Annotated in this window: 15 protein-coding genes; 6 read left to right on the top strand and 9 right to left on the bottom strand. The window is 35.6% G+C overall.

Translation table 11 applies throughout. The features are described from left to right. Positions 1–166: 166 nt before the first annotated feature. The 6 genes from purM to rsmE all read right to left on the bottom strand — a co-directional run bounded on the left by purM (position 167) and on the right by rsmE (position 4615). Positions 167–1204 (bottom strand): phosphoribosylformylglycinamidine cyclo-ligase, encoded by a 1038-nt coding sequence (gene purM, locus A9G25_RS10865; protein WP_065626930.1) that lies wholly within the window; start codon positions 1202–1204, stop codon positions 167–169. 97 nt (positions 1205–1301) lie between these two features. Beyond that, entirely contained in the window at positions 1302–1712 is a 411-nt protein-coding gene (ruvX, locus tag A9G25_RS10860; protein WP_034910963.1) for a Holliday junction resolvase RuvX, read from the bottom strand. Positions 1713–1715: 3 nt separating this feature from the next. Further along, complete coding sequence (locus A9G25_RS10855) at positions 1716–2273, bottom strand: YqgE/AlgH family protein (protein WP_065626929.1); 558 nt, start codon at positions 2271–2273, stop codon at positions 1716–1718. Between the two features lie 21 nt (positions 2274–2294). Further along, positions 2295–2747: a GNAT family N-acetyltransferase gene (locus A9G25_RS10850; protein ID WP_065626928.1), complete on the bottom strand. Its 453-nt coding sequence runs from the start codon at positions 2745–2747 to the stop codon at positions 2295–2297. A gap of 3 nt (positions 2748–2750) precedes the next feature. After that, positions 2751–3707, bottom strand: coding sequence for a glutathione synthase (gene gshB, locus A9G25_RS10845; protein WP_065626927.1), 957 nt, complete (start codon positions 3705–3707; stop codon positions 2751–2753). Between the two features lie 182 nt (positions 3708–3889). Beyond that, positions 3890–4615, bottom strand: coding sequence for a 16S rRNA (uracil(1498)-N(3))-methyltransferase (gene rsmE, locus A9G25_RS10840; protein ID WP_065626926.1), 726 nt, complete (start codon positions 4613–4615; stop codon positions 3890–3892). Between the two features lie 97 nt (positions 4616–4712). On the opposite strand from rsmE, the gene folB reads away from it, so the two are divergent. The 4 genes from folB (at position 4713) to A9G25_RS10820 (ending at position 6816) form a co-directional block, all read left to right on the top strand. Beyond that, entirely contained in the window at positions 4713–5084 is a 372-nt protein-coding gene (gene folB, locus A9G25_RS10835) for a dihydroneopterin aldolase (protein ID WP_065626925.1), read from the top strand. After that, positions 5062–6117, top strand: a complete 1056-nt coding sequence (locus A9G25_RS10830) for an MBL fold metallo-hydrolase (RefSeq protein ID WP_218057611.1) — start codon at positions 5062–5064, stop codon at positions 6115–6117. Before folB ends, A9G25_RS10830 begins: the two co-directional genes overlap by 23 nt. A 62-nt stretch (positions 6118–6179) precedes the next feature. Beyond that, positions 6180–6386, top strand: coding sequence for a hypothetical protein (locus A9G25_RS10825; protein WP_065590490.1), 207 nt, complete (start codon positions 6180–6182; stop codon positions 6384–6386). Position 6387: 1 nt separating this feature from the next. Continuing rightward, on the top strand, positions 6388–6816 hold the full coding sequence (locus A9G25_RS10820; protein WP_065626924.1) for an EamA family transporter: 429 nt from the start codon (positions 6388–6390) through the stop codon (positions 6814–6816). A gap of 88 nt (positions 6817–6904) precedes the next feature. Here the strand turns inward: A9G25_RS10820 and moeA are convergent, their stop codons facing one another. The 3 genes from moeA to rsmI all read right to left on the bottom strand — a co-directional run bounded on the left by moeA (position 6905) and on the right by rsmI (position 10421). Further along, positions 6905–8131: a molybdopterin molybdotransferase MoeA gene (moeA, locus tag A9G25_RS10815; protein ID WP_065626923.1), complete on the bottom strand. Its 1227-nt coding sequence runs from the start codon at positions 8129–8131 to the stop codon at positions 6905–6907. 165 nt (positions 8132–8296) lie between these two features. Continuing rightward, entirely contained in the window at positions 8297–9388 is a 1092-nt protein-coding gene (ychF, locus tag A9G25_RS10810; RefSeq protein ID WP_065626922.1) for a redox-regulated ATPase YchF, read from the bottom strand. Positions 9389–9593: 205 nt separating this feature from the next. After that, the gene (gene rsmI, locus A9G25_RS10805; protein WP_065626921.1) at positions 9594–10421 is read right to left on the bottom strand and encodes a 16S rRNA (cytidine(1402)-2'-O)-methyltransferase; all 828 of its coding nucleotides are present in this window, start codon (positions 10419–10421) and stop codon (positions 9594–9596) included. Between the two features lie 419 nt (positions 10422–10840). Between rsmI and nlpD the strand changes: the two genes are divergently transcribed. Next, positions 10841–11911 carry a murein hydrolase activator NlpD gene (gene nlpD / locus A9G25_RS10800; protein WP_065626920.1) on the top strand — a complete coding sequence of 357 codons (1071 nt, stop codon included), beginning with the start codon at positions 10841–10843 and terminating at the stop codon, positions 11909–11911. 118 nt (positions 11912–12029) lie between these two features. Beyond that, the gene (gpmA, locus tag A9G25_RS10795) at positions 12030–12782 is read left to right on the top strand and encodes a 2,3-diphosphoglycerate-dependent phosphoglycerate mutase (protein WP_034910929.1); all 753 of its coding nucleotides are present in this window, start codon (positions 12030–12032) and stop codon (positions 12780–12782) included. Positions 12783–12869: the final 87 nt, after the last annotated feature.

Genomic DNA, 12869 nt, shown 5'->3' with positions numbered 1-12869 from the left:
TAAAGTAACTCGATCGTTTGTCACAAAATAATAGCTAAAAAAGATTTATTAAATGGTACAGTTAGACGTTTGCAAATTGTTACGAGCTGGCAATAACGATCTGAAAAAGTAGCATATTATCCATCTAATTCATTATATTAATGGATGGATAATATGAAAATACAATTTATTTTATTACAACACGCTCGCTTGATGTAGCGTGTTTAATTTCGCCTAATAGCCAAGCCTTTTCACCATGATTATTTAGTAAAGTAATTGCTTTATCGGCTAACGGTTTTGGTAAAGCAATAATTAAGCCAACACCACAGTTAAAAGTTCGATACATTTCGTGACGGCTAACATTTCCCGCTTGTTGTAACCAATTAAATATTGCTGGCCATTGCCAACTAGCTTCATTAATGACTGCTTGAGTATTTTCAGGTAAAACACGAGGAATGTTTTCCCAAAATCCACCACCTGTAATATGGGCGATAGCGTGCACCTCAACTTGAGTGATAAGATCAAGAACAGACTTAACATAGATCTTAGTTGGTGCAAGTAAGTGATCGGCAAGAGTTTTGCCATCTAACTGTTCAGTGGCAGGATTTACACCGCTGACTTCAATTATTTTACGCACTAATGAATAACCATTAGAATGAGCACCGCTTGATGCTAATGCAATTAATGCATCACCATCTTGTACTTTGCTACCGTCAATCATAGCCGACTTTTCAACAACACCAACGCAAAATCCTGCTAAATCATAGTCATTACCATGATACATACCCGGCATTTCGGCTGTTTCACCGCCAACTAAAGCACAACCCGATTGTTTACAACCCTCGGCAATGCCAGTCACTACAGTAGCGGCTACATCGACATCAAGTTTGCTGGTGGCATAATAATCAAGGAAAAATAAAGGTTCGGCGCCTTGCACAATGAGATCGTTAACGCACATTGCTACTAAATCAATACCAATTGATTTGTGGCGATTTAAATCCATTGCAAGGCGTAATTTAGTACCCACACCATCAGTGCCAGATACTAAAATCGGTTCTTTGTATTTTTGCGGAATAGCACATAGTGCACCAAATCCGCCCAGTCCTCCCATAACCTCAGGACGCTTGGTTTCTTTTACTACAGATTTAATGCGATTAACTAGTTCATTGCCAGCATCAATATCGACACCAGCATCTTTATAACTAAGAGAATTATTATTTGACACGGCAAGTAGTCCTTACAATAAAAAGTTGTTGCTATTTTAGCAAGGATGAAATTTAATGGCGATTAATTATTGACAAAATAACCAATTAAATTAATTACTAATTATTTTCAAACCAACTTTCTAAAATAATGATTGCCGATGTAGCATCAACATGACCTTTTTTCAGTGCACGAAAACCACGAGATGCAAAAATATGAGATTTAGCCTCAACAGTTGATAAGCGCTCATCTTGTAGATGGACTTGATAGCCAAACATGCCGTGTAATCGGTTAGCAAATTTGCGTGCTCTAGCCGTAAGAGGTTGTTCTGTACCATCCATATTTAAGGGTAACCCAACTATTAAAAAGTCGGGTTTCCACTCATTTAAGACCTTTTCGATAGTTTGCCAGTTAGGAATACCATCTCGGGCTTTAAATGAGCATAAAGGATTGGCTGTTTTAGTTATATCTTGGCCAATAGCCGCTCCAATACTGGCTGTGCCAAAATCAAATGCGATAATGGTTGCCATGGATCATGCATTTCCCACTTGGTGTGAAATAGTACTCATATTGATTCCAAGTGATTGAGCGGCTTTTTGCCAACGCTCATCAATGGCAACTTCATAAATAATTTGAGGATCGGCATTAGCCACTAACCAATCATTACGAGCAATTTCATTTTCGAGTTGTAGAGACTGCCAACTGGAATAACCTAAAGCCAAAAAGATATTTTGGGGCTGTTCAGGGGAGCCGATTGATTTAAGTGCATCAAGCGAAGTGCTAATCATCACATCATCTGAAATCTGAATACTAGAAGCAAACCCATCTAAAGGTGTGTGTAAAATAAAACCCTGTTCATCAGCAATGGGGCCACCACAAAATACAGGTTGTTCTAGTTCTGCGCAACTTGTTGGTGATGTAATTTCTAAACGTGCAAGAATGGTTGCCACATTAAGTTCAATAATTGGTTTATTAATCATAATCCCCATAGCGCCATCACGATTATGTTCACAAATATAAATAACTGAATGACTAAACATAGAATCATCAAGTGTTGGCATTGCGATAATAAAATGGTTTTTTAAATTCATAGTTTCACATTCAAGTTAATTTTATAATGCACATTTGCCAATTTTAACGTTGTGTTCAACATTACAGTGCATTAATAATTCTGGTTCATTTGTTTCTTCATTGATCGATTCTGAAACAATTTCAAAATTTTGAGAAAGATAAAAGTTGATCGCATTAGTATTTTTTTTATAAACATGTACCAACAGTTCGTTATGGCGTTGTTTTGCTTTTTCAACAAGAGCTTTACCTGTTCCTTGTCGGCGAAAAGCTTCATCTACAAACAGACCTGAAATATAATTTTCAGTTATACCAATAAACCCTTTAACTCCATCAAGGTCTTGAACGTATAAAGTAGACATTGGAATTAACATTTTTACTAAATCACAATTTTGTTTAAAAAACTCAGGATTGATAAAGCTATGAGCTTGCAAATTACCTTGCAACCATATTGTCATTACACTGTTTAAATCTGTGGATTTATATTCTCTAATCATTGTTTAACTCTTTTTATTTAATCGATGTTCTATTGCGTCCATTAACATACCAGTAATTGAAAGGCCAGGGTTGGCAGCTTCAATTTCACGAACGCAAGTTGGGCTGGTAACGTTAATTTCAGTTAACTTATCACCAATGATATCAAGTCCTACAAATAGTAGACCTTTTTCTTTTAAAACTGGGGCAATACTTTTAGCTATGTGCCAATCGCTTGCGCTTAATGATCTAACTTCACCATGCCCACCAGCAGCAAGGTTGCCACGGGTTTCACCTTTTTGAGGGATTCGAGCTAAACAATAAGGAACAGGTTCACCATCAACCACTAATACACGTTTGTCACCGTCTTTAATTGCAGGAATAAAGTTTTGAGCCATGCAATAACGTGTGTTATGTTCGGTTAACGTTTCAATAATCACTGAAACATTGGGATCGTCTTGTTTGATTCGAAAAATGGATGATCCCCCCATGCCATCAAGTGGTTTTAAAATGATATCATGGTGCTGAGCATGAAAAGCTTTGATATGCTGCGTTTGACGTGTAACCAAGGTTTTTGGTGTAAATTCGGCAAACCAAGCGGTAAAAAGTTTTTCGTTACAATCGCGTAGACTTTGTGGTTTATTGACAACCAACACACCTTTAGCTTCGGCACGCTCTAGAATATATGTAGCATAGATATATTCAGTATCAAAAGGAGGATCTTTACGCATTAAAATTGTGTCAAGGTCACTTAGTGGAATCGTCTGTTCTTGCCCAAGTTCAAACCAATGATCTTTATCGTTATAAATCGTTAAAGAGCGAGTTGTGGCATAAGCTTCGCCAGAGTCTAGAAAAAGGTCATTCATTTCAATATAAAAAAGTTCATAACCCCTTTTTTGCGCCTCAAGTAACATGGCAAAACTGGTATCTTTTTTTATTTTGATGTGACTAATTGGATCCATTACAATGCCCAGCTTTATCATGATGACTCCTTACCTATTTTGTCTTTATAAAATTGTTTTATACTGAAACATGGGTATTCCTGAAACTTTTTAACAGGTTTTTAATCATAATACCCAAATTAAAATTTAATATTTGTTGTTATCATACTCGTTACAAGTTCAGTTGCAAAGCAATCATTACTTATCATTTGTATAAGATGTATTTATCCAAGATCGCCTAAATGTACTTGTAAGGCGGTGAGAGCCGTTAATGCTGCTGTTTCTGTTCGTAACACTCTAGGGCCGAGTAAAATGTCTGAAAAATGATAGCTATGTGTCATGCTAATTTCATTATCAGATAAACCACCCTCAGGTCCAATTAGTAAGTAAATTTGTTTATGCGTATTAGTTAACTGTTTAATACCATATTCAGCTTTGGGGTGTAAATTGAGTTTTAAGCCATCGGTTAAACTAGCACACCAGTTTTCTAACTTCATTACTGGATGAATAACTGGAATCACGTTTCGACCGCACTGTTCACAAGCAGAAATAACAATTTTTTGCCATTGTTGAATTTTCTTTTCGAGCCTTTCTTCATGGAGTTTGACGCCACAACGTTCAGAAAGGAGTGGGGTAATACTTGCTACGCCTAATTCGACTGATTTTTGAATTGTAAACTCCATTTTTTCACCGCGTGAAATCACTTGTCCTAAGTGAATATCTAATGGTGATTCACGATTATCTAAAACGGGCAAAGAGGTTTTTACTGTAACTATTTTTTTATTGATTTCATGTATAACTGCAGGAGTAATATGGTTTGAACCATCAAATAAAATAATATTTTCACCTACTTTCATGCGTAACACGCGAATAAGATGGTTAAATGCATTATCATCTAGGGTAACAAGACTATTTGGCTCAATGGTAAATGGTTGAAAAATTCGAGTCATAATTTTGTATATCTTATATTATTTGCAATAAATTATAGCGTAATTTAACAAGATTCGGTAATCTCTATTTAATGTAACTTATGTTTTGGAATCAGGTATGAATACATATAGCAAAGATAGGGTATTAATCGAAGGATTAACTGTTTTAACCACCATCGGCGTGTATGAGTGGGAAAAGACCATCAAACAAAAATTAATTATTGATCTTGAAATGGCGTGGGATAATAAACCTGCTGGAGAAAGTGATAACGTATCACTTTGCTTAGATTATTTTGTGGTTAGTCAAACTATCACAAAGTTGGTTGAATGTTCGAATTTTGAATTGATTGAATGTGTTGCTGAGCGTGTTGCTGAGCGTATTATTCAACAATTTTCGGTTAATTGGCTTAAAGTTAAAGTGTCCAAACCAAATGCAATAGCTAATGCTCGAAATGTTGCTGTAATAATTGAACGTATGGCAAATAAATAAACTAACTAGTGGTAAAGATACTGTAACAATGATAGATAATAAAAAGCAAGATTTAATTACTACCAAAAAACATCATACAGCTAAAGGGTTTAGGCACGACGAATCTTTTAAAATAAAAATAAGTGAGTTTTTGCGTTGGCGTTTTGAACGTAAAGTTTTACCTCCTAAAGAAGGTTATCACAACTTTAATCAGACGTGGTTTGAGCAAATAAATCTTAACTTGCCCAATGATAGAGTTTGGTGGATTGGTCACTCAACAACATTGATTCGTTTAGGCGGTAAAATGATTCTGACAGATCCTATCTTTTCTAAACGAGCTTCGCCATTACAATTGATCGGACCGAAACGTCGCACACCTCCAGCTTTAGAAATCGAACAACTACCTCAGATTGATTTTATCGTAATTTCACATAACCATTATGATCATCTTGATTATCATAGCATTCGGAAATTAATTGCGCGCTTTCCTAATATTGTAATAATGGCTCCTCTTGGTTTAAAAAAAGCATTATTAAAATTGGGAGCAAAACAGATTACTGAATTAGATTGGTGGGATAGTGTAACTGTTGATGGGCTTACTTTTTCGGCAACATCGGCTATACACTGGAGCAATCGTGGGTTATTTGATGTAAACAAAGCATTATGGTGTGGTTGGATGATTCAATCTAATATTGATAATCAAGATCAATTGAAGACGGTCTATTTTATGGGGGATACATGCTACTCTGTTGAATTAAAAGAGATCGCTAAGCGTTTTCCTTCAATTGACTTGGCATTAATCCCAATTGGGGCTTATGCACCACGTTGGTATATGCAATCACAGCATATCGATCCTAAACAAGCTGTGCAGTTATATGACGAACTCAATTGTCATTGCGCAATAGCCATTCATTGGGGGGCATTTGAATTAGCTGATGAACCATTAGATGAACCACCTCAATTATTAATTGAACACAAAGCCGAGCGCACTTTTCATCTATTAAAAATAGGTGGTAATTTAGCTATTAAACGTATCAATTATGAATTAAAATAACTTCAATAGAAACAAATGTAATACCTATAATTATTTAATGTATTTGCTAAAAGGAGAAAGAAATGAAAGTAGCAGTTATTGGGCTATCTTGTTTAATGTTTAGCCTAGCATTAGTTGGATGTGGAGGGAAAAACGACGAAGGCAAAACTTATCATTGGTCAAAAGCGCACGGTGTGTTAGAAGATTGTCGTGGTGTAATGAATAAATCGCAACAATGTAGCAATAATTCGAATAATCAACAATATTTATTCAAAGTAGATAAATATTAATATGAGTGCATGGCTGATTTACGCATTACTTTCTGCCATTACTGCGGCCAGTGTTGCTATTTTAGGGAAAATTGGTTTACAACATCTTGATGCTAACACCGCTACTGCAATTCGTGCCATTGTAATGGCTATTTTTTTAGTTGGTGTAGTTGTTGTTCAAGGTAAATTAAATCTTATCAACACCTTTTTTAATGATAAAAAAGCGTTACTTATTATTGCGCTAAGCGGTATTGCAGGTGCGCTATCTTGGCTATTTTACTTTATGGCAATTAAAGAAGGTAAAGTATCGCAAGTTGCACCAATTGATAAATTAAGCGTAGTTTTTGCTGTAGTATTTGCTGCTGTTCTATTCGGTGAAAAGATTTCGCTATTAGCGGGTATTGGTGTTGCTATGATTGCGGTTGGTGCGATATTAGTGGCACTATTTTAATTGCGCACCAACGCTATTGTCCTCGGTTTATTGATATGCGTGGCTTTATTGGACGCAGAATTCACAAACCATGGCTAAAACTATAACATCACTTAAGTAATGTATTAAACAGTTCAACGTTCACCATTTCGCCTTCGCTAACATTACCACGATCTTGCTCAAGCACAATAAAACAGTTAGCGCCATTAAATGATTGAGTAATATGTGAGCCTTGTTGCGCAGTTGTTGTCACTACTAACTCACCATATTCATTACTTTGTAATATACCTCGTTGAAAATCTAATCGACCAATGCTTTTCTTTAGATTGTTAGTGGTTTTGACTTTAAAAGATAAATTGGTAGGAGTTGGTTGTTGTCCTGAAAGTGTTAAGATCAATGGTTGAACTAATTGATAAAAGGTTACCAAAGCCGAAACAGGATTACCGGGCAAGCCACAAAATAGTGCGTCCCCAATTTTGCCAAAAGCGAAAGGTTTACCAGGCTTCATTGCAATTTTCCAAAAATTGATTTTACCCAATTCTTCTAAAGCAATTTTTGTATAATCAGCGTCACCGACAGATACGCCACCACTTGTTATCACCAAGTCGGCTTGATTTGATGCAGCTATTAACGCTTTTTTTATTTCGGTAAGATCATCAGCAATAATGCCGAGATCAATAACCTCACAGTTCAGTTTGGTTAATAATAATTTTAGGGTAAAACGATTGCTGTCATAAATAGCACCATTACCAGATAATGGCTGACCAATGGGGGTTAATTCATCACCCGTTGATAAGATAGCGACTTTTAATTTTTTAAAGACGACAAGTTCACTCAAGCCAAGTGTTGCAAGAGTCGATAGTATTGGTATCGTTAATTTAGTCCCTTTGTTGACTGTGATTGCACCTTTTTTAACATCTTCACCTATACGACGAATATTATCGCCAGCTTTTATATTACCTAAAAAGGCAATCCCCAAATCAGATTTTTCAGTCTGCTCTTGCATAACAACGGCATCGGCATCATTTGGCACAGGCGCACCTGTCATAATACGCAAACAAGTACCTTGTGGCCAATTAAGATTGTTTATATCATCACCAGCAAAAATAGCACCAGCCAGCGGCAGCAATTTTGATTGTTTAAGATCTGCTAACCGAACCACATAACCATCCATAGCTGAATTATCAAAACTAGGTACATTAATAGGGGAAATTACAGGTTCAGCGGTAATCCTTTCTAATGCATCAAATAACGTAACTTTCTCACTATGCAAAGATTTTATGGTTGAGGCGCTTTGATGTATTTGTTGCTTGGCTTGTTGAAAAGTGAGTAACATAAAAGTGGGCTGTCCTTATATTTACCAATCTATTATTGGTTCAATTGACAAAAAGTTTCAGGTAACACTACGTTTAAGTAAAAAAATAAATTTTATATCAATATTAATTAGTTATTATGAACATCAATATAACAACGTCGCCAAAAGGCGACGTAAAATAATCAACTATACATTAAATAAGAAGTTCATAATATCGCCATCTTGCACGATATAATCTTTACCTTCAGCACGCATTTTGCCTGCCTCTTTAGCTCCTTGTTCACCACCGTATTTAATAAAATCATCAAAAGCAATGGTTTGCGCACGAATAAAGCCTTTTTCAAAATCGGTATGAATTTTCCCTGCTGCTTGTGGAGCGGTATCGCCAACCGAAATTGTCCATGCACGAACTTCTTTAACACCTGCGGTAAAATAAGTTTGAAGATTAAGTAAACTATAGCCAGCACGAATCACACGATTTAAGCCAGGTTCGGTTAAACCTAAATCTTGCATAAACTCATCACGATCGGCATCATCAAGTTCGGCTAGTTCTGCTTCAATTGCAGCACAAACAGGTACGACAACAGCTTTTTCTTGTTCTGCTATTGCTTTTACTTTATCTAAATAAGGATTATTTTCAAAACCATCTTCATTCACATTAGCGATATACATTGTTGGTTTTAATGTTAAAAAACTTAAATATTTAATTGCTTCAAGTTCTTCTTTGCTAAAGTCTAATAGTAGTAATTTTTTACCTTGCTCTAGGTGAGGTAAACATTTTTCGAGGATCTCAAGCTCAAATTTTGCGTCTTTATCGCCACCTTTAGCGCGTTTTTGTAAACGAGTCATTGCCCGTTCACAAGCTTCAAGATCAGATAAAGCGAGCTCAGTATTAATAATCTCGATATCTTCAGCTGGATCAATTTTTCCTGCTACGTGAATAATGTTGTCGTTTTCAAAGCAACGCACTACATGACCAATGGCTTCTGTTTCACGAATATTAGCTAAAAATTGATTTCCTAAACCTTCGCCCTTTGATGCTCCTTTAACAAGTCCAGCAATATCAACAAATTCCATGGTAGTAGGTAATGTGCGTTGTGGTTTAACAATTTTAGCTAACTCATCTAAACGGGGATCGGGCATTGGTACAACCCCAGTATTTGGCTCGATAGTACAAAACGGAAAGTTAGCCGCTTCAATGCCAGCTTTAGTTAGTGCGTTAAAAAGCGTTGACTTACCTACATTCGGTAATCCGACAATCCCACATTTAAATCCCATACTGTTTGTTACCTTTTTTGTTTTAAAATATCTTAAAAATAAGGGGCGATTATATACTAAATTGCGCTATTTGTGCTAATCTTCTTATCAATAAATCAACCGATAATTAAGCAAATTAGTAATAATAATTTAGTTTATTATCCAATCAACGCTTTCTAAAAACCGTTTTATAAGCCATACCAAGTAATGTAACTTAACGACCCAATTATTGTTCGGAATCTAAACCAATTTGATAAAGTTGATTTTTTTTAAGTCCATATATTTCAGCAGTAATGGCTGCTGCCTTTTTTAGCGGTAATTCTTTTTGCAATAGTTTAAGAGTACTAATTGCCTGAGGATTGATATCATCATCACATTTGATATGACCTTGAACAATCAATACAAATTCACCTTTTTGGCGAGAAATATCCTCGTTTAGCCAATTAATCAACTCATTAACCTTAAAACTGACAATGGTCTCCCATGTTTTGGTTAGTTCCTTAGCTAAAATGATCTGCTTATTAGCTCCCCAAATAGTTTGCATATCGTTAAGCGTGTCTAATAAACGATGCGTTGATTCATAAAAAATCATTGTTCGTGGTTCGTCTAACAATTTTACAAGACAATCTTGGCGTGCTTTAGTTTTAGCTGGTAAAAAGCCTTCATAAATAAACTTATCCGACGGCAAACCTGATGCACATAAAGCAGCAATTGCGGCACAAGCACCGGGAACGGGAACTACTTTAATGTTATTTTCGCGACAAGCCTTAACTAAATGATACCCAGGATCATTAATTAAAGGAGTGCCAGCATCAGAAATCAAAGCAATTGATAACCCAGATTTAAGTTTTTCAATCAAAACATTGGACTTTTCTTGTTCATTATGATCATGTAAAGCGAACAATTTTGCTTTTATTCCAAGATGTTGTAAAAGTAGACCACTATGGCGAGTATCTTCAGCCGCAATAAGATCGACACTTTTCAGTGTATTGATGGCTCTGAGTGTAATATCATCTAAGTTTCCGATGGGAGTGGCAACAATATATAAAGTCATTATTTTAAATCACATTAAATTTTTATAGAAATACGATAAAGGTACTGTACGAGAACCTATTTTATTGTATATACTCATTACATTCAAAATAAATCTAACAAAGCCCGAATAAATTGTTAATCAAAACTAGAAAAATAGCTTGTTTATAGCAAAATTAAGCATAAGCTGATTGGAATTATATCGTTGGATAATAAAGGAATTATATTAGCTAAGTTTGAATTTTAGTGGTTATAGATCGAAAAAATAATCAAATAACAAATTTATAGGCTGTAATCATCAAATTCTAGATGAATTTATTGGTTTGCCCAATAACTAATTAATATAATAGCATTTTTATTATAAAAACGCTAAAATGTGCTAATAAAACAAGATGTATAAATGCTATTGAACACAAAAATAGTCAAAAACAAAATTTACGAATGAAAGGTGTTGCTTTGAAAAAAATACTTACATTAAGTTGCTTAAGTTTGTTGATTGTTGCTTGTACTCAAACTGAGCAGGCCGAAATTGAAGATATTTCTGCCGCAGGTGGGTTATCAACTTCTTCTGTCTATACCAAACCACCTGCCAATATATCAACAGGCGGTAGAACAGTTTCTACTCCTACTAATCACAACCTTCCATCATCAAGACGGGCGACGGTTTCAAATTCCAACACGGCTAACAATACTAGCACGGTGATTAGTAATGAGCGTATTGTCTATAATCGTAATTACGACGAAATTCCAAAAGGCGGATATCAAGGCGATACTTACACAGTTAAACGAGGCGATACTTTATTTTATATTGCATGGGTAACTGGTAATGATTACCGTTCACTAGCAGCTAAAAATAATATCAAAGAACCATTTGCCGTTAACGTTGGGCAAGTATTAGACGTTAGTGGTGGAACTGTTGTAGTAACAGAAAAAACCACAACCAATAAGGCAACGACAAATAAATCAAACAACAATAATTCATCTGTAGTGATTGGACAAGCTAAAACTAAACCAACAATAACCAAAACAACCACGACCTCAATTACCACAATAGATAAAAATAAACGTCCAACAACAACTGAAACAACTGAAACAATCACTGAATCGCTAGATGATTCTACTAGAAGTGCAACTATAAATTCAAAGGTAGTCAATATTTCATGGCGATGGCCTGCACGAGGCAAGATTATTGAGAAATTCTCAAAGGCAAGTAAAGGTATTGATATTTCGGGTTCAATTGGCGATAAGGTTTTGGCAGCGGCTGATGGTCGCGTTGTGTATTCAGGTAATGCGTTACCAGGTTATGGTAATTTAATCATTATTAAACATAATGATGACTATTTAACAGCATATGCACATAACCAATCTATATTAGTAAAAGAACAACAAGCCGTTCGCGCAGGTGAGCAAATTGCCACAATGGGTGCAACTGGCACTTCGTCAGTTAGATTACACTTTGAAATTCGTTACAAAGCGCAATCAGTTGACCCGTTAAAATACTTACCCAAATAATAAACGTTTTGAGTCAGTCTGGTTGGCTCAAAACAAATGGACATGCACGGTAATAACCTAGCATGTCTATGACAGAATATACCAAAAATTTAATCTACGTAACAAAGGAGTTATATTCATGGCAGTTAAAAAATTAGTGCTAATTCGACATGGAGAAAGTGTTTGGAACCAAGAAAACCGTTTTTGTGGTTGGACTGATGTTGATTTATCTGATAAAGGTAACAAAGAAGCGGCTGAAGCAGGTAAATTACTTAAACAAGAAGGTTTCACATTTGATTATGCCTACACATCAGTATTAAAACGTGCAATTCACACATTATGGCATGTTTTAGACGAAGTAGATCAAGCATGGTTACCTGTTGAAAAAAGCTGGAAGTTAAACGAACGTCATTATGGTGCATTACAAGGTTTGAATAAAGCTGAAACAGCAGCAAAATATGGTGATGAACAAGTAAAATTATGGCGTCGTGGCTTTGCAATCACACCTCCTGCACTTGAAAAATCAGATGAACGTTTTCCTGGTCACGATTCACGTTACAGCAAATTACCTGAATCAGAATTACCATTAACCGAAAGCTTAGCATTAACTATTAAACGTGTACTACCTTACTGGGAATCAACAATTGCCCCACGTGTAGCTAAAGGTGAACGTGTTATTATTGCCGCTCATGGTAACTCACTTCGTGCATTGGTAAAACATTTAGACAACATCAGCGATGATGATATTATCGAACTAAACATCCCAACTGGTGTGCCATTAGTGTATGAATTTGATGACAATATGAAAGTTATCAAACACTACTACCTAGGCAATGCTGACGAAATCGCTGCAAAACAAGCTGCTGTTGCCAACCAAGGTAAAGCAAAATAATTATTCAATAAGCTATTAAAGAGGTAGGTTATTTAACTTACCTTTTTTATTATCCAAATTATCATTTTATTTAACCACTTTTATTGA

The sequence above is a fragment of the Gilliamella sp. Bif1-4 genome (assembly GCF_001690535.1).
Taxonomy (GTDB): Bacteria; Pseudomonadota; Gammaproteobacteria; order Enterobacterales; family Orbaceae; genus Gilliamella; species Gilliamella bombi.
Note: the sequence above shows the minus strand (reverse complement) of the source record. Positions and strands in the feature narration are given on the sequence as shown.